The organism is Acidobacteriota bacterium, assembly GCA_040752915.1.
In the GTDB taxonomy this organism is placed as follows: domain Bacteria; phylum Acidobacteriota; class UBA4820; order UBA4820; family DSQY01; genus JBFLVU01.
The window spans coordinates 1-16494 of record JBFMHB010000065.1 but is presented as its reverse complement, the minus strand read 5'-3'; the positions used below and the strand labels follow the sequence as shown (position 1 = coordinate 16494).

Sequence of the window (16494 nt, the reverse complement as noted above, 5' to 3'; positions counted from 1 at the left end):
AGCATGCGGGACCGCTCCAAGTGCTACGAGGAACTGGCTCGGGAGGCCTCGCGCCTGGCGCGGAGCTGGCCGGGTCGCCAAGAAGCCATGCGGGGGATCACGGAGCTTCTCTGGGAACGGCTTTCCTCCGAGGGCGTGGCGTGGCTCGGCTTCTATCTCCTTGGAGACAAAAGGGATGCGATGATTCTCGGCGTGTGCCGGCCCAAGCCGGCGTGTTCCCCCATCGGCCTCCACGGCGTGTGCGGGAAGGCGCTCAAGGAAGGGCGGCCGCAGATCGTGGCGGACGTGCATGCCCTGGGCGAGGCGCACATCGTCTGCGATCCCGAGAACCGATCCGAGGTCGTGGTGCCCTGCTTCGATGCCGACGGCCGGTGCTGGGGGGTGCTGGACCTGGACAGCCGGGACCTGGATTCCTTCGGCGCCGGCGACGCGGAGGGGCTGGAAAGGGTCCTGCGGGCCGCCGGCCTCACGGCCGGAGAACCTTGACGCCTCTCGGTGCCCGACCCACAGGAGCTTTCGAAAAGCCTGCCAGGCTTCCTTACTTCCCCCCCGCCCTACCTCCCTCGAGGTGCGGCAGGAACGGGATCATGGCCATGCTCGGGACGGTGGCCAGGAAGGTCATGACGAAAAAGAGGGGCCACCCGAGCCAGTGGGCCAGGAAGCCCGAGAGCACGCCGGCCAGGGTGGTGGAGACGTTCATGATGCTGGTGGCGATGCTCATGTGGGCGGATTTGAAGGAGGCCTTGCACGTCCTCATGATGAAGACCATGAAGACCGCCGTTCCGAGGCCCGCCCCGAACGCCTCCAGGACCACGAAGGGGGCGACGATGAGGGGATCGGCGGCGCCCCGCTCGGGATGGCCCGCGAGGGGGCCGTACCACACGGCGAGGGCGGCGTAGAGGAGGTTGGGAACGTTTTGGGCGGCCACGAAGGGCCAGATCACCTTCTTGAGTCCGAATTTCCCGATGAGGTGGCCGCCCAGGATCCCGCCGGTGATGGAGGCCGCGACCCCGAAGGTCCCGTAGATGAGGCCGTACTGGTCCCGCGCCAATCCGATGTCCTTGAGCAAGGGGTAGACCATGGCCAGGAGAAAGGACTCCCCCGTGCGGTAGGTGCACAGGAAGGCGAGGATGACGCCGATGCGCCTCTGGTCCAGATAGTCCACGAAGGCCCGCGCGTAGAGGGAGTCGGAGCCTTCCATCCGGCGCTTGAGGGGCCTCAGGAAGAGGAGCAGGAGGACCATGGCCGTGAGGAAGGCCAGGGCGATCCAGGCCGGAACGCTGAGGTTCGGCAGGTGCGGGGAGAGCGCCGCGCGCCCCCACCGGTTCCACAGCCACGCGAGGCCGGCCAGGCCGGCGGCGGCGGCGGCCAGGAACCCCAGGCGGGCGGGCCGGAACAGGTAGCCCAGGAGCTGGACTCCCGGGCGCATTCGGGTTTCGGTCCGGGGCAGGTACAGCGCGTGGAAGAGAAAAACGAAGGCGAGGATCCCCGAGGCCAGGAGGAAAGCGGGCCCCCAGCCGAACTTCCCCGAAAACCAGATGACCCCCCCTCCGCCGGCGATCATGGCCAGACGGTAGGACATGGACTGGTACCCCACGTAGGCCGCCTGGCGCGTCCGGTCCAGGGCTTCGAGGTAGAAGCCGTCCACGGCGATGTCCTGGGTGGCCGCCAGGATGGCGGTCGCGAGAAACAGGGCGGCCACGGCCTCCAGCGGCCGGGGAAGGGCGGAGCCCGCCGCCATGGCCAGGGCCGCGCCCAGCAGGAGGCACTGGGCCGACAGGATCCACCGGCGCTTGGTGGAGAAAGCGTCGGCCAGGGGGGCCCACGCGAACTTGAGGATCCACGGCAGGCGGTACAGGGACGTGAGCCCCACCGCTTCGAGGCTGGCCCCGTGGTCCTTGAAGAAGACCGTGGAGAACTGGTGGACCATGCTGTAGGGGAAGCCCTCGGAGAAGTAGAGCGTGAAGACCCAGAAGGGCGGCCGGTGCTTCGCGTTCGGGCCGGCGGCGGGCGGCCCGCTTGGAGAACCGGGATCCGGGGTGCCGCCGGGGGCGCCCTCGCGCGGGGCGCTCATCCCTGCTCCAGCTTCGTCGTCACGTCGAGCCACTCCTCCTCGGCGGAGGCGATCTCCGATTTTAGGGCCTCGAAGCGCCGGTTCAGGGCGTGCCAGTCCTCGGCGAAAACCGCGTCGGGGTCCATGAAGCGCTTCTCCATCTCGGCGCGCTCGGCGTGGAGGGCGGCCATCCGGCTCTCCGTCTCCTTCAGGCGGCGCTCCAGGCGGAACCGTTCGTTCTTGGACAGTCCCGCGCTCTTTCGCTCCGCGGGTTTCGTTGGGGCCTTGGCGGGAGAGCCGGCTTGCTCTTGGGCCTCCTCGGGTTCCGCCAGTTCGGGCGCGTACCCCGCGGCGCTCCGGATGGTCTGGGGGCCCACGGCCCAGGTGTGGCCCGTGATGCTCGTCAGAAAGTCCTCCTCGTGGCTCACCAGGACGAGGGTCCCTTTGTACCGGAGGAGGGCGTCCCGGAGGATCTCCTTCGCGGTCTGATCCAGGTGGTTCGTGGGCTCGTCGAGAAAGAGGACGTTGGCTTTGGCGAGGAGCACGGCGAGGAGGTGAAGGCGCGCCTTCTCCCCTCCCGACAGGCTCCCGACGCCCTGCTCCGCGCGGCTTCCTCCGAAACCGAAGGCCCCCAGGTACGTGAGGATGAGTTCCCGGTTCAGGGTTTGCAGGAGCCCGCCGACGGCCTCGAAGAGCGTGGAGCCCAGGGGAAGGCGTTGCTGGTGCTGGTCGTAGTGGGCGAGCCGGACGTTGGTGCCCCAGCGGATGGAACCGGCCGACACGCCGCCGTCGCCCACGAGGGCCCGGATGAGGGTGGTCTTCCCGGAGCCGTTGGGCCCCACCAGGGCCACCTTCTGGCCCCGCTTGAGCAGGAGCTTGGGCGCCCGCACCGTCCGCCCCCCCACGTCGAGGGCGAGGTTCTCCACGGCCAGGACGTCCTCTCCCGGGATCTCCTCGAAGCGGAGGTCGAGCCGGAACCCCTGGGGCCCCCGCAAGGGCGCCTCCACGCGCTCCAGCCGCGAGAGGACCTTCTGCCGTCCCCTGGCCTGCTTGGAGCGCTGGCCCGCCTTGTACCTCCGGATGAACTCCTGAGTCCTCTCGATGAAGGCCTGCTGCTGCTCGTAGGCCCGCTCCCGTGTCTTCTGCATCTCCTCGAACTGGACCTCGAAGGAGGCGAAGTCCCCCCGGAACGTGTAGAGGCGTCCGTCCGAGAGGAGGGCCACGTGGTCCACGGCGCCCTCCAGGATCTCCGGATCGTGGCTGACGACGACGAAGGCCCGGGGACTCGTCTGGAGAAAGTCCCCCAGCCAGGCCCTCTGACGGTCGTCCAGGTGGTTTCCCGGCTCGTCCAGGAGGAGGAGGTTGGCGGGGTCCAGGAGCGCGCGCCCGAGTTTTAGGCGCATCTGCTCGCCGCCCGAGAAGGAGCGGCACGGGCGGTCGGCGTCCTCGAGGGAGAAGCCCAGGCCCAGGAGCGTGCGCTCCAGGTCCGTTTCGTAGGTGTAGCCGCCATGGTGGTGGAGCCACTCCTGGAGATGGGCGGCCGCGTCAAGAGTCTCCTGGGAGGCGTCCCCCTCGGCCATCCGGTCGTGGAGGGCCTGGAGCTCCCGCTCCCGCGAGAGCACGTCGGAAAAGGCCTTGAGGAGGTACTGGCGGGCCGAAAGGGTCACCGCCGCCAGGTCGTCCTGGGGCACCGTGGCGATGCGAAGGTCCCGGGCGCGGGCCACCTCGCCCTCGTCGTGGTCTTCCCGGCCCGCCAGGATCTTCAGGAGGGTCGTCTTCCCCGAACCGTTGGGTCCCACGAGGGCCCACCGCTCGCCGTCGTGGATCTGCCAGTCCACGCCCTTGAGGACCTCCCGCTCCCCGTACCTCCTCCTGACACCCGCCAGAGAAACCCTCACCCGTACGGCCTCCGAACCGCGAGTGTAGCACGGGGTTCCTGGCGCCACTTAAATAGGGACAGCCACCTATTTTGAATTAGGGATAACCACCATGCGTGTCCAAAATCAATGGCCTTTTTGCCTTCGAAGCAAGGCGCGACGGGCGCCGCGCCGTCGGCGCGGCTTGCGAGGCCTGGACCGGCCGCTTCCGTGCAAGCACGAGCGCGTCCCGGTCCATGGCCTCCCCGCGCCCTTCGGGCGCTCCGTCCCGCTTCGGCTTTTTCGGCCATGCCGTTGCCCCCCACCCCCTTTTCAGGAGGCCGCAAGTCCCGGACCTTGGGCTTTGTCAGGCTTCGGCGCCCGCATCCTCAACGTACACAGGTACGCCTCCGGTGCGGTCGCCTCGCCTTCCTCGCCCAAGGCCCAATCCTGCGGCCTGGCTCTCGCCCTCCGCTTCGCCTGCCCGCTGCAGGGAGGCTCCGGGCGAAAGCCGCAAAAAACGCCCCAGAACTATTTTGGACACCACAGGACAACCACCTATATTACTGGGCGGCTTGTTTCGGGCGCTTCAAGTTGTACAATTCTGCCATGCCCAGACTCGCTCGCATCGCCCTGCCGGGAGTTGTCCACCACGTGATCCAGCGGGGGAACAATCAGCAGGACGTGTTCTTCACCGAAGATGACCGGCAGCTGTACCTGGATTGCATCGCCTTCTACGCGGAAAAGGCTGGGCTGGCTTTGCTCGGGTATTGCCTGATGACGAACCACGTCCATCTCATTGTGGTTCCACCCCAGGCGGAGGCTTTGGCTTCCGCCGTCGGACGGGCCCACTGGCGGTACTCCCAAGAGATCAATCGTGTTCACAAGCGTTCGGGCCACCTTTGGCAAGGGCGTTTTTTTTCGTGCGCCATGGATGAGGCCCACGCTTACAAAGCTCTTGCGTATGTGGAACGAAATCCGCTGAGGGCGGGCCTGGTTAAGAGGGCATGGACCTATCCCTGGTCCAGTGCGCGGTTTCACGTGGGCTTGGAGGCCGCACCGCCCTGGCTGGACATGAAACCCTGGCAGAGATGGACCAACGCGCAAAGCTGGAAGAAGGAGCTTTCCAGGTCCACGGATCGGGAAGTCGAGGCGATTCGGAGTTGCACGCGCAGGGGACGCCCCCTAGGGGACGATCGGTTCCTGACAGAAACGGAAGTCCTTTTGGGACGGCGTCTTCGTCGTCTTCCCGTGGGTCGTCCGAGGCGGGAGAGAGACGTGGGAGAGATAGCCGAAAGCATCGCCGCGAGAGGGGGATCGCCACGAAAATAGGTGGCTGTCCCTATTATTATGAGGTCCGCCATGAAAATGCTGCACACCATGATCCGGGTCCGGGACCTGGAGAAAAGCCTGGAGTTCTACTGCGGCTTCATCGGCCTCCACGAAGTGCGACGCAAGGCCATCGCCGACGAGGCGACCCTCGTCTTTCTGTCGGACGAGGACGAGCGCTACTTCGTGGAACTGACCTTCAACCACGACGGGCCCGACTACACGCTGGGCGACCAGTACGGCCACCTGGCTTTCGGCGTGCCGGACCTGGGGCCCGTCGAAGCCGAGGTGAAGCGGCGCGGGTGGGAGTACTGGCCCTCCCGGCCCGAGGTGGGCTCCAAGTACCTGTTCGTGTGCGACCCGGACGGCTACGACGTGGAGATCCTGGAGACGGGGAGGAAGCCATGAGCCGCCTGACGGAGTTCCGGGAATTCCGCGAAAAGATGAACGCCCGCATCCTCGGCGAAGGCCACAAGGGGATCCAGCGCTTCTTCGCCCTGGACACCCAGGCCTACGCCGAAGGGGCCCTTCCGTCCAGGACGAAGGAGCTCATGGGGCTGACGGCCTCCATGGTCCTGCGGTGCGACGACTGCATCGCCTACCACGTGATCCGGTGCCGCGAGGAAGGCTGCTCCCGGGCGGAACTGATGGAGGCCTTCCACGTGGCCCTCGTGGTGGGGGGCTCCATCGTGATTCCCCACTTGCGCAGGGCCGTGGCCCTCCTGGACGAGATCGAGGGGCAGGAGCAGACCCCCTGAGGCCCCCGCGCCGCCTCACTTCGCGAAGAGCACTCGTTTCATATAAAGCTTCCCTCCGGGCAGGTCCAGCGCGAGGGCGTAGAAATCCGTGAGTTTCTTCCCCACCACGGTGGAAGCGGGAATCTCGGCCCCCAGCGTCGCGGGGTACAGGGGGAGGTCCGCCAGGACCCCCATGGCCGGGCCGAAGCCCACCTTCGCGTCCTTGGGAACCGTCCGCACGTTGCCCACGGGTGGAAGGCACTCCTCCATCCACCCGAGGGAGCCCTTCCGAACGCGGTCCATGGCGGCGTAGTGGGTCCCCGCCGCGCGGTCGGGCATGGCGAAGAAGGACGAAGGGGCCAGGCTGAAGGCGTTTTTCGAGCTGGCCTGAAGTCCCGTTCCCGGAAGGGCCGCCTCCGCGGCGAGGACGTGGGTGCATCCCGTGGACATCAGCCCCAGGATGGCCGTCTTGGCGCCGAGGGCGGTGGGCACGAAGAGCTGGCCGTGGACGTCGTAGGCGGGGTAGGAGGACCAGGCCGACGGGTCCCCGTCGAGCAGTCGGTCCAGGGGGGCCGAGGCCGGAAGGAGCCTCAGGAGGTTCTTCTGTCGGTCGAAGCGGATCTTGCATCCCCGCAGGAGGTCCATGCCGAGGATCCCCTTGAGGACCGTCCGTCCCTCTCGGAACCGGAGCAGGCCGGGCGCGTCGTCCACCACGACCGCCACCACGTTCTCCGCGGAAATGGGGCCCAGATCGAGCCGATCGAGGATCGTGTAGGCCGGAGCGGGGGAGGAGGCGTAGGCGCCCGGCAAGGGCCGCGAAGCCGGCACCGTGGCCAGGCCCAGCCGCTCCGCCGTTTCCCGGGACAGGACCGTGCGGGGGCACGCGGTGTCGACGAGAAGCCAGAGTTCCTCTCCCGAGGCGGTCCTGGCCACGGCCCACTCGAGGTCGTAGAGGGTCTTGAGGGGGACCTCCGCCCCGTCCGCCGGAAGCGGAGACGGGAGCCGGTTCAGGAGCCTCGCCCCCTTGGATTCCCAGAAGGCCGCCTCCGCCGATGCGCCCTTCGCCTCGGCGGAGAACTCCGCTTCCAGACGCCGCAGAAGGGCCGCCCGCCGGGGGGCCTCCTCCGTCATCCAGGCGAGGGCATAGAGGCCGTCCGCGGTGGCCCCCGGCGACTTCTCGGCCCGATCCAACGCCGTCCGCGCATCGGACCACCGCCCGGCCATGGCGCAGGCCAGGGCCAGGAGACGGAAATCGTCCAGCGTCCCGCGCTTGCCCGCCAACATGCGAAGGGCGCCGGTCCCCGTCTGCACGTCCCCTGAGGAGAGAGCGGATCGGCCCCAGAGGGCCAGGGCTTCGGGGTGGCCCGGGGAGGCCTTCAGCGCCTCCCGGGCGGCCTGAATGGCGGCGGCCGTGTCGCCTTCGGCGAGAGCCTTCCAACCCGCGGAGAGATCGGGGGCGGCCGGAGGCGGCGTGGCGGTCTGGGCGGCGGCGGCAAGGCAGAAAAACGAAAGGACGGCGGCGATTCGCGAAATCATGTCTCTTTCCCCCTCGGTTTTCGTCTGCTACATTCGCTCCCGGGCGAATCGGGTCCAGTGTATCCGAGGCGCGGCCCCTCGTCACGGGAAGGGAGGCCCCATGAGCGTTCTGTACATCACGTCGGATCGGATCGGAGACGGGGACGAGGCGCTGGGCAGGCTTCTGATGCGCAACTTCCTCGGAAAGCTCGCCGAGTCCGGGGAGAGGGTGGAGCGGGTGCTCCTGCTGAACCGGGGCGTCTTCCTGGCCTTGGAAGGGGCCGAGACGCTGGAGACCCTGCGGGAGATGGAATCCAAGGGGGCCGTGGTGACCGCCTGCATCACCTGCCTGGGCCACTACGGAGTGGAGAATCGCCTCCGGGTGGGCGTCGCCGGCACCATGGGCGAGACGGTGGAAGCCTTGCGGACGGCGGACCGGGTCCTGACGCCATGAGCCCGGGAGAGGCGTTCGGCGGAATCCACCTCATCTTGTACGTGGCGGATCAGGCGCGTTCGGCGGACTTCTATCGAAAAGCCCTCGCCGCGGAGCCTTGCCTGGACGTTCCGGGCATGACCGAGTTCGACCTGGGACATGGCGTTGTCCTCGGGCTCATGCCCGAAAGGGGGATCCGGCGGCTCCTGGGAGACCGGATTCCCGATCCGGCCGCCGCCGGCGGGATTCCCCGGGCCGAACTGTACCTTCGCGTGGAAGATCCGGCCGCCTGCCTGGACCGGGCCGTGGGGGCCGGAGCCCGGCTTCTCGATCCGGTGAGGGCCAGGGATTGGGGCCACCGCGCCGGATACTGTCTGGACCCCGACGGCCACGTTCTGGCCTTCGCCGCCGCGATCTGACGATGTGGGGCCGCCCCCTTCCCGTCCTCGAAACGGCCCGCCTCCTTCTGCGGGTGCCCGGCCCGAGGGACGCCGGGCGCGTCCTGACCTACGTCCTTGAAAACCGCGACCACCTCGCCCCCTGGGAACCCGAGCGCACCGAGGCGTACTTCACGCTCCCCTTCTGGAAGGCGGAACTCCGAAACGCCCGGAGGGAATCTCTCGCGGGGACGGCCCTCCGGCTCGCCCTCTTCCGGAAGGCCGACGCCGGCGGGGCCGTGGCGGGGATCGTGAACCTCCGCCACGTGGTTCGAGGGGCCCTGCAGGGTGCCGTCCTGAGCTACAGCCTCGACCGGCGCCTGACGGGACAGGGCCTCATGACGGAGGCGCTGGAGGCCGTGGTGGCCCACGCCTTCGGCCCCATGAACCTCCACCGGTTGGAAGCGGCGTACGTCCCGGAGAACGTCCGGAGCGCCGCCGTCTTGCAGAGGCTCGGCTTTGAGAGGGTGGGGTTCGCCCCCGACTACCTGCTCATCGCGGGCCGCTGGCGGGACCACGTGCTCACGGCCCGCCTCCATCCGGGCTGGAAGCCGGGGTCAGCCGGCTAATGCCTTTCCTTGCCAGGAACCGCGCCGGGACAGCTCCGAGCGGACGGCGTTGAGGACGCCGCGCTTGTCCCGGCACCAGTCCGGGGCCAGGAGAAGGCCCTCGGGGCGCTCCCCCGAAAGGCGGTGGACGGAGACCTCGGGGGGAAGCCGCTCCAGCGCGTCGCACACCCACCCCGCGTACGCCTTGCGGCCGAGGAGGGGAAGCCCGCCCTCCCGCCACTTCCGGGAGAGAGGGGAGCCCTCCACCACGTGGAGAGGGTGGATCTTGAGGCCCCAGGGGCCCATTCGGACGGCTTCCTCCACCGATCTCAGGGCGTCCTCGCGGCCCTCTCCGGGCAGACCGAAGACGAGGTGCAGGACGAAAGCCAGTCCCCGTTTCCTCAGTTCCGCGGCGGCCCGTACGGTGGCGGCATGGCCGTGGCCCCGGTTCATGGCGGCCAGGGTCTCGTCCCGGGAGGTCTGCATGCCCACTTCGAGCCAGAGGGGCAGGCGCAGGGCGAAGGCCGAAAGGAGGTCCACCACGGCATCCGGCAGGGTGTCCGGCCGGGCGCCCAGGGCCACCGCCGCCACGCCGGGAACCGAAACGGCGCGCGCGAGCAGGCCTTCGAGGGCCTCCGGCCCGACATGGGTCGCTGTGAAGGCCTGAAAGTAAGCGACGACGCCCCGTTCCCCGCGGTCGAGCGCCGCGGCCGCGAGGCGCTCCAGCCGGGCCTCCCAGGACTCCCCAGAACGCGGGTCGTCGGGCCCCGAGCCGCCGGGATCGCACCAGGCGCAGCCTCCCCGTCCGACGGTTCCGTCCCGGTTCGGGCAGGTCGCCCCCGGGTCCAGGCACGCCTTGGTCACCCGTCCTCCGAGGAGGGCCCGCAGGTCCCTCGAGGCCCAGTGGATCGGGTCGCCGGCGGTGGGGCGGAAGGGCGGCCGGGAGTCCGGGAGGAGGAGAGGACGGGCCCCGGCGGGATTCTTTCCGTCGCCCGCGGGGGGACCACCGGGCTCGGGCGGTTCTCGAATCACCCTTCGGTATTCGCTCATTCGTCCTTGTAGACGATGGGGGTGGAGACGACTCCCGAGGGCGGGTAGTCGTAAATGTGTCGGACGCCCTTCTCGTCGACGAACATGTAGAAGAGCCTCAGGACGGGCTTTTGACCCTTCCGTGGGGTATAGAAGCGGTCGTAGTCGCCCGGCGAGGCCAGAAGGCCCCGGGCCCGCTCGGTCACCGCGGGCCGGCCGTAGTTGTGGAGGATGGAGAAAACGTAGCGGACCGTCTCCGCATAGGGCGGGATCCGGTTCCCGTACTTCCGCACCGCGTCCTCTCCCGCGTTGTAGCCCGCCAGGATGAGGGGGATGTCTCCCTCGAACCGCTCGTGGAGGAAGGCGAGGAAGGCCGTCCCGCCCTGGATGTTCTGGTCGAGGTCCCAGGGGTCGGCGCACCCGAAGCGCTTGGCCGTGTCGGGCATGAGCTGCATGAGCCCCACCGCCCCCTTCTTCGAGAGGACATTGGGCCGGAAGTCCGATTCGGCCTCCACCAGCGCGGCCACCAGGTCGTAGTCCAGGCCCCGCTCGGCGCAGGCCTTGCGCAGCTTGGCCTGGATCTCCTTACGGAGGCCGGCGGACAGGGCGGGAAGTGGGGGGGCGGAGGGCGACCCGGCGAGGCGCTCCGCGGCCTTGGAGCCCTTGTTCGTGATGACGATCTTGCCCTGGGCGTCCCGCTCCACCCGGACCTGCGCCCGGGCCGTGGTGCCGGCCAGGGCCCACCCCAGGGCGAGGCCCGCCGCGAACAGGACCGCGCGCCTCACGGCGCCGCCTCCCCGGGCCAGTTGTTGCGGGCGAGCTGCCCGCAGGCGGCCAGGATGTCCACGCCGCGGCTCTTCCGGATGCTGGTCGGGATGCCCTCGGCCACAAGCACCTCCTGAAAGGAACGGACGGCCTCCTCCTCCGAGCGGCGGAAGGGGAGGCCCTCGGCGGGGTTGAAGCGGATCAGGTTGACTTTGACCTTGAGGCCCCGGGCGAAGCGGGCCACCCCGCGGGCGTCGGCGGGCGAGTCGTTGACGCCCTGGAGGAGGACGTACTCCAGCGAAATCCTTTCCCGCTCCCGGCGCGTCAGGTCCTGGAGGACCCGGCGCAGGCGCTTGAGGGGATACCGTGCGTTGACGGGCATGAGTTCCGTCCGCAGGTCCTCCCGGGGGGCGTTGAGGGAGAGGGACAGGCGGGGGCAGACAGGGCTCTTCGCGAAGGCCTCCAGGGAATCGGCGAGGCCCGAGGTGGACACGGTGATCCGCCGCCAGGAGAGGCCCATGCCCTCGTCGTCCTCCAGGATCGCGAGGGCCTTCTCGAGGTTCGACCGGTTGGCCAGCGGCTCGCCCATCCCCATGAAGACGACGTTGTAGGGCTTTTCGGCGATGTCCGTCTGACGCTCCAGCAGGAAGAACTGGCCGAGAATCTCCCCCGCCGTCAGGTTCCTCTTGAACCCCAGCCGGGCCGTGAGGCAGAAGGCGCACCCCATGGCGCACCCCACCTGTGAGGAGACGCAGATCGTCCGCCGGTTCGCGTCGGGGATGTAGACGGCCTCGACACCCTGACCGTCTGCGAGGCCCAGGAGGAACTTGCGCGTGCCGTCGGAGGAGGTCTGCTCGCCGGTGACGCGGGGCAGGCCCGCCTCGGTCTTCTCGTGAAGGGCTTGGCGGGCGCGGCGGGGAAGGGTGGACCAGTCCAGCGGGTCGGTGCGCCGCCTCTGGTAGAGCCACCGGTAGGCGTCCCGGATCTGGAAGGGCTTGAGGCCGAGGTCCGACGCCAGGGCCCCCAGGCCCTCCGCATCCAACCCCACCAGCGGTGTCTTCTCCTCGGCCACGGGCCGCACCTCCCGCCCCAGAATACCCCGGAGCGCGCCGGCGGAAAAACAGCGGGCGGCGGGCCCGGTGAGGGGTCCGCCGCCAGGAGAGTTTCCGGGAACCTACCGCGTGTAGGTGTAGGGCTCGGAGGAAACGGCGTCGGCCGCGTTGTACACGGTCACGGACACGGGCACCCCCTTGGGCAGGAGGGCCTTGAGGGTCGTTCCGCCCTTGGCCACGACCTTGGTGCCGCTCTTGTAGGTCGTCGTGGGCGCGTCGACGCCGTTGATCTGCACCGAGCAGGGGTTGAGGAAATCGGTCCCCGTGACCACCAGCCGGAAGGGGTTAGTCTTCTTCACGACGGAGGTGATGACCGGGGGCCGGACGTAGGTGTAGGTCAGGGCGCTGCTCTCCCCGCCCCGGTTGGAGACGGTCACCGAGACGGTCCCCTCGGCGTGGGCCGGGGCCAGGGCGGTGACCTGGCCCTCGGAGTCCTCCGTGAAGGTGGCGGGCAGGCCGTCGAAGGCCACGGAGGTGATTCCCGTGAGGCCCGTTCCCGTCAGGACGACGGAGGTCCCGCCGTACAGGGTCCCTTTGGAGGGGGAGATTCCGGTCAAGGTGGGCGGGCAGGAGCTTTTCAGAATGGTCCCGCCGTTTCCCAGGGCGAAGAGGAGTCCGCTTCCCCCCCCGGCGCCGCCCATGAAGTGGCTCACTCCGGGGTCACGCGCGGTCCATTGGATCCCGTCCGGGCTCGTCACGAGGACGGCCGCCTGGGTTGTGTTGTCCCAGCCCACGGCCACGAAGAGGCCGCTGGAATATGCGATTCCGTAAAGGTCCGCGGTGACTCCCGAGGATCGGGGCACCCACGACGAGCCGCTGGTCTCGAGGGTGACGACGCGCCCCGCCTCGCCCACGGCCACGTACCGGCTCTGCCCGTAGGCTACGGCGTTCAGGCCCTCGGTGGAGCCCGTCGGCACCACCGCGATGCCCGGGCCCAGGAGGACGGCCTCGCCCTCGTCCGTCACGGCGACGAAGATTCCCTGTCCGTACGTGACTCCGTTGATGTGGTGGGGCGTCGGAGCGGGGGTGAGGGCCGTCCAGGCGATGCCGTCGTTGGAGGTGAGAAGTGTGCCGTTGAGTCCCACCGCCACGAAGGCTCCGGAGCCGTAGGCCACGTCCTGCAGGGTCTCCGTCGTGCCCGAAGCGCCGTAGTACCATGAGGCCGCATCGGTGGTATACGTCACGTCTCCGCTATCTCCCACGGCCACGAAGCGCCCGTTCCCGAAGGCCACGCCCCTGAGGTGAATGCCGTCGGAGAAGACCGTGGGGGCCCAGACGGCGCCGTCCGCGCTCTTGTACACCAGGCCGTCATGGCCCACCGCGAGGTAGTAGCCCAGGCCCTCGGCCATGTCGCTCAGGCCGATGTGGAGGCCCGTGGAGCCCTTGGACCAGTTGACGCCGTCGGCGCTCCAGAGGAGGAGGCCGCCTTCGCCAGCCATGTGGTACTGGCCCTGGCCGTAAGCGGCGGCGTTCACCCGCCCCCACCCCAGTTCCGCCAGGACGTTCCAGGCGATGCCGTCGGGGCTTCCGAAGCAGGTGGAAACCTGGTCGTTCCAGTCGTACCCCGCGGCGAAAAACTGGCCGCCCCCGTAGCAGACGGTGCGAAGGTCCACGTCGGGGAGGCTGTACACGGGGGTCCACGACAGACCGTCGCTGCTGTAGGCGAAGAGGGCATTCCCCCCCGTCCAGTCGTGGCCCACGGCCACGAACTTCCCCGAGGCGAAGACGATGCTCTTGAACTCCAGGCCGGGGAAGGAGGCCGCCGTGGACCAGGACGAGCCGTTCGTGCTCGTCAGGAATACGCCGCTCTCCGACGTGGCGACGAAGCGGCTGTTTCCGTGGGCCACCGAGGTGAGAACGTGGCCCGTGCCCGTGGGTTGAAAGGTCCAGGCGTATCCATTCGTGCTGGTGAAGACGAGGTCCTGGTTCCCCTCCCAGTTGTACCCCACGGCCACATACACCGTGTCCCCTCGGACCATGCCGAAGACGCCGCCCACGCCGCTGGCCAGACGCGCCATCCACTGGACGCCGTCCTCGCTGGTCGTGATGACGGGCGTCGTGGTGGATGGGTCGAATCCTCCGGCGATCCACTTGCCTCCGTCGTAGATCGCGGAAGTCAGCCAGTAGGGCTGGCCCACGTCACCCGCGATGTAGCCGGAGCCGGTCTTGCGGACGACCGTCCCGTGGCTCCCCACGCACAGGAGCGTCGTCCCGTCGTAGGCGCACGCGTTGAGGTCGTTGCCCTGAGGAAGAGGGTTGGCCCACGTCCAACTCTCCCCGCACCCCTGCCCGAAGGCCGCCGCGCTCCACAGGAGCAGCGCCGCCGCCGCCAAGGTCCGAGAAAACACGAAGATCCGTTTCATCGCCCACCCCTCCTCCGGCTCCAGGCCGGATGTCCAGTTTATGAAGAAGATACAGCGAGCGGAACAGAAAGGCCAATGACGGCCGTCACAAAAGGGGACGGCCGCCCAAGATCTTTGAGCTCCTCCTGAGAATCTGTGCGTCTCGAAGGGCGGGGCAGGGCGCCCAAGCGCTGGGTGCGCTTGGCTTTGGGCGGGAGGCGCCGGGACGCCGCCATCCGCCTGCGGCGGACGGCGATCTCGCTCAGGGGTCTGCACAGATTCTCGAGACGAGCCGAACTTTAGGAGCCGTCATGTTTTGGATAGGCATGACGGCCGTCACAAAAGGGGACGGCCGCCCCCATCGGAGCGGCCGCCGTTTCCAACGCAAACCGAGCGGTTTACGGGGTGAAGGTGAACACGATGTTGCCCCCGCTCTTGGTCAAGAAGAGCGTCTTCTGACCGTTGTCCACGAGTTCATAAAAGATCAGCGGGCGGCCGTTGTCAGCAAGGACCGTCGTGTCGGGTTCGGCGGTTCCCGACGTGATGCCCCGGACGTAGGCCTTGTCGTCGTCGGAGGTGCCCGGAAGGGTCGCGTCGGCCCCCTCTCCCCAGTTGGCAGCATGGTTGGGCCCCATGGCCGCCAGGGAGGAGAAGGCGGGGTGGCACCGCTCGAAGAGGGGCGCGATGGGCTGACTCAGGCTCGTGAGGTCGTCCGAACGAAGGAGGTGGATCGCGGTGCCCACCACCACCGTGTTCGACCAGGACGAAGTCCCTCCGGGGGCGAGGGTCGCCGTCGCCGAGAGAAGGGTGCCATCGGGAAGGGGCGCGAGGGAGGAGAGCGTCCAGGCACCGGTCCCGTCGGCGATCGTCGTTCCCAAGTAATATCCGTCCGCGTACACATCCACCGTGGCACCGGGGAGGGAGGTTCCGGTGACCGACGTGGTGCCGGCCGCCACCGGCGTGGCGAGGATGGGGGCCGGGGTGAGGTCGCTGGAGTTCGCGGCCACGACCACCGTGTTCGAAGACCCGCTCGCCAATTTCCCGGCGGCCTCCACCGTGGCGGTGACCGACTGGCCGTCGGCCAGGGGAACGCCGGCCAGGCTCCAGGAGCCGTCGGCCTGGACGAGGGCGGTGCCCGCCGAGATGCCGCCGACGTACACCGTCACGAGACTGCCCGGGGCCTCGACGCTGCTTCCGTACACGGTGACCGAGGCCCCCGCGTACAGCGGAGACGTCACGATGGGCGGGGTGCTGGGCGGAGTGGCCAGGACCGTGAAGCCGTTGGAATCGGAGCCCGTGTTGCCAGCGGGGTCCGTGACCGAGGCCGACACGGTGTAGGAAGCGTCGGGAAGCACGGTGGGCCAGTCGAGGGTCCAGGAGCCGTCGGCCTGGACGGTCGCCGTGTGGGACTCGGCGCCGATGGTGACGGTGACGGTGGAGCCTTCGGCGGCGTCGGTGGTGCCGGAAATCGTGGGCGTCGAGTCGCCCGTGGTGGAGCCCTCGGCGGGGGCCGCAATGGCCACGACCGGGGGAGTCGTGTCAATGGTGAGCTCGTTGGTGCTGGCGTCGGAGGCGGCGTTGCCCGCGGAGTCGGTGACGGTGGCGGTGACGGGGTAAGTGCCCTCGGGGAGCTCGCTTCCGGCGGGGACGGTCAACGTCCAGTCCGTGCCCGAGACCACGAGGTTCCCGTCTCCGGCGGTGTAGGTGACGCCGTTGACGGTGACGGTGAAGACGTCGCCGGCCTCCAGGGCGGCGCCCAGGGTGCCGTGGATCGCGGGCGTCGTGTCGTTCGTCGTGAGGGCCGTCACGGCGGGGGCCGCGGGCGGCGTGGTGTCGATAACGAGTTCGTTGGTGGTGGCGTCGGAGGCGGCGTTGCCCGCGGAGTCGGTGACGGTTGCGGTGACGGGGTAGGTGCCCTCGGGGAGTTCGCTTCCGGCGGGGACGGTCAAGGTCCAGTCCGTGCCCGAGACCACGAGGTTCCCGTCTCCGGCGGTGTAGGTCACGCCGTTGACGACGACGGTGAAGACGTCGCCGGCCTCCAGGGCGGCGCCCAGGGTGCCATGGATCGCTGGGGTCGTGTCGTTCGTCGTGAGGGCCGTCACGGCAGGGGCCGCGGGCGGCGTGGTATCGATGACGAGTTCGTTGGTGGTGGCGTCGGAGGCGGCGTTGCCCGCGGCGTCGGTGACGGTAGCGGTGACGGGGTAGGTGCCTTCGGGGAGTTCGCTTCCGGCGGGGACGGTCAAGGTCCAGTCCGTGCCCGAGACCACGAGGTTCCCGTCTCCGGCGGTGTAGGTCACGCCGTTGACGACGACGGTGAAGACGTCGCCGGCCTCCAGGG

The 16494-nt window shown here is 69.0% G+C and carries 15 protein-coding genes; 7 read left to right on the top strand and 8 right to left on the bottom strand.

Annotated elements, in window-relative coordinates; genetic code table 11:
• On the top strand, positions 1-486 hold a 486-nt coding region (locus AB1824_11050; protein MEW5765500.1), incomplete at its 5' end, for a GAF domain-containing protein.
• Positions 487-538: 52 nt separating this feature from the next.
• Here the strand turns inward: AB1824_11050 and AB1824_11045 are convergent.
• Both AB1824_11045 and AB1824_11040 read right to left on the bottom strand, forming a co-directional pair.
• A complete protein-coding gene (locus AB1824_11045) occupies positions 539-2074 on the bottom strand; it encodes an MFS transporter (protein MEW5765499.1) in 1536 nt (511 codons plus the stop codon).
• The gene (locus AB1824_11040) at positions 2071-3951 is read right to left on the bottom strand and encodes an ABC-F family ATP-binding cassette domain-containing protein (GenBank protein MEW5765498.1); all 1881 of its coding nucleotides are present in this window, start codon (positions 3949-3951) and stop codon (positions 2071-2073) included. Before AB1824_11040 ends, AB1824_11045 begins: the two co-directional genes overlap by 4 nt.
• Before the next feature lie 108 nt (positions 3952-4059).
• Between AB1824_11040 and AB1824_11035 the strand changes: the two genes are divergently transcribed.
• From AB1824_11035 to AB1824_11025, 3 genes are read left to right on the top strand one after another with little or no spacing between them, the layout of a single operon-like run.
• The gene (locus tag AB1824_11035; GenBank protein ID MEW5765497.1) at positions 4060-5241 is read left to right on the top strand and encodes a transposase; all 1182 of its coding nucleotides are present in this window, start codon (positions 4060-4062) and stop codon (positions 5239-5241) included.
• Positions 5242-5271: 30 nt separating this feature from the next.
• Complete coding sequence (locus tag AB1824_11030; protein ID MEW5765496.1) at positions 5272-5646, top strand: VOC family protein; 375 nt, start codon at positions 5272-5274, stop codon at positions 5644-5646.
• Positions 5643-5996 carry a carboxymuconolactone decarboxylase family protein gene (locus tag AB1824_11025; protein MEW5765495.1) on the top strand — a complete coding sequence of 118 codons (354 nt, stop codon included), beginning with the start codon at positions 5643-5645 and terminating at the stop codon, positions 5994-5996. Before AB1824_11030 ends, AB1824_11025 begins: the two co-directional genes overlap by 4 nt.
• Positions 5997-6011: 15 nt before the next feature.
• Here the strand turns inward: AB1824_11025 and AB1824_11020 are convergent, their stop codons facing one another.
• Positions 6012-7511 carry a retropepsin-like aspartic protease gene (locus AB1824_11020; GenBank protein MEW5765494.1) on the bottom strand — a complete coding sequence of 500 codons (1500 nt, stop codon included), beginning with the start codon at positions 7509-7511 and terminating at the stop codon, positions 6012-6014.
• Between the two features lie 100 nt (positions 7512-7611).
• Between AB1824_11020 and yedF the strand changes: the two genes are divergently transcribed.
• The 3 genes from yedF to AB1824_11005 are packed head-to-tail and all read left to right on the top strand — an operon-like array spanning position 7612 to position 8929.
• Entirely contained in the window at positions 7612-7944 is a 333-nt protein-coding gene (gene yedF, locus AB1824_11015) for a sulfurtransferase-like selenium metabolism protein YedF (protein ID MEW5765493.1), read from the top strand.
• Positions 7941-8342 (top strand): VOC family protein, encoded by a 402-nt coding sequence (locus AB1824_11010; protein MEW5765492.1) that lies wholly within the window; start codon positions 7941-7943, stop codon positions 8340-8342. The genes yedF and AB1824_11010 overlap by 4 nt, the downstream gene beginning before the upstream one ends.
• A gap of 2 nt (positions 8343-8344) precedes the next feature.
• Entirely contained in the window at positions 8345-8929 is a 585-nt protein-coding gene (locus tag AB1824_11005; protein ID MEW5765491.1) for a GNAT family N-acetyltransferase, read from the top strand.
• Here AB1824_11005 and AB1824_11000 read toward each other — a convergent pair.
• From AB1824_11000 to AB1824_10980, 5 genes are all read right to left on the bottom strand, one after another.
• Complete coding sequence (locus AB1824_11000; protein ID MEW5765490.1) at positions 8918-9958, bottom strand: TIGR01212 family radical SAM protein; 1041 nt, start codon at positions 9956-9958, stop codon at positions 8918-8920. The two genes, AB1824_11005 and AB1824_11000, sit on opposite strands and share 12 nt — an antisense overlap.
• Positions 9955-10722, bottom strand: coding sequence for a lytic transglycosylase domain-containing protein (locus AB1824_10995; protein ID MEW5765489.1), 768 nt, complete (start codon positions 10720-10722; stop codon positions 9955-9957). Before AB1824_10995 ends, AB1824_11000 begins: the two co-directional genes overlap by 4 nt.
• Positions 10719-11774 (bottom strand): 23S rRNA (adenine(2503)-C(2))-methyltransferase RlmN, encoded by a 1056-nt coding sequence (gene rlmN / locus AB1824_10990; protein MEW5765488.1) that lies wholly within the window; start codon positions 11772-11774, stop codon positions 10719-10721. The genes AB1824_10995 and rlmN overlap by 4 nt, the downstream gene beginning before the upstream one ends.
• Positions 11775-11876: 102 nt before the next feature.
• Positions 11877-14177 carry an IPT/TIG domain-containing protein gene (locus AB1824_10985; protein ID MEW5765487.1) on the bottom strand — a complete coding sequence of 767 codons (2301 nt, stop codon included), beginning with the start codon at positions 14175-14177 and terminating at the stop codon, positions 11877-11879.
• Between the two features lie 377 nt (positions 14178-14554).
• Positions 14555-16494 (bottom strand): Ig-like domain-containing protein (locus AB1824_10980; protein ID MEW5765486.1); only part of this gene is annotated, 1940 nt, incomplete at its 5' end.

Excerpts from the sequence above, each read along its gene's own strand:
- AB1824_11045 (MEW5765499.1), bottom strand. The coding sequence starts at position 2,074 with ATGAGCGCCCCGCGCGAGGGCGCCCCCGGCGGCACCCCGGATCCCGGT.
- AB1824_11035 (MEW5765497.1), top strand. The coding sequence starts at position 4,060 with ATGGCCTTTTTGCCTTCGAAGCAAGGCGCGACGGGCGCCGCGCCGTCG.
- AB1824_11030 (MEW5765496.1), top strand. The coding sequence starts at position 5,272 with ATGAAAATGCTGCACACCATGATCCGGGTCCGGGACCTGGAGAAAAGC.
- AB1824_11025 (MEW5765495.1), top strand. The coding sequence starts at position 5,643 with ATGAGCCGCCTGACGGAGTTCCGGGAATTCCGCGAAAAGATGAACGCC.
- AB1824_11020 (MEW5765494.1), bottom strand. The coding sequence starts at position 7,511 with ATGATTTCGCGAATCGCCGCCGTCCTTTCGTTTTTCTGCCTTGCCGCC.
- yedF (MEW5765493.1), top strand. The coding sequence starts at position 7,612 with ATGAGCGTTCTGTACATCACGTCGGATCGGATCGGAGACGGGGACGAG.
- AB1824_11010 (MEW5765492.1), top strand. The coding sequence starts at position 7,941 with ATGAGCCCGGGAGAGGCGTTCGGCGGAATCCACCTCATCTTGTACGTG.
- AB1824_11005 (MEW5765491.1), top strand. The coding sequence starts at position 8,345 with ATGTGGGGCCGCCCCCTTCCCGTCCTCGAAACGGCCCGCCTCCTTCTG.
- AB1824_11000 (MEW5765490.1), bottom strand. The coding sequence starts at position 9,958 with ATGAGCGAATACCGAAGGGTGATTCGAGAACCGCCCGAGCCCGGTGGT.
- AB1824_10985 (MEW5765487.1), bottom strand. The coding sequence starts at position 14,177 with ATGAAACGGATCTTCGTGTTTTCTCGGACCTTGGCGGCGGCGGCGCTG.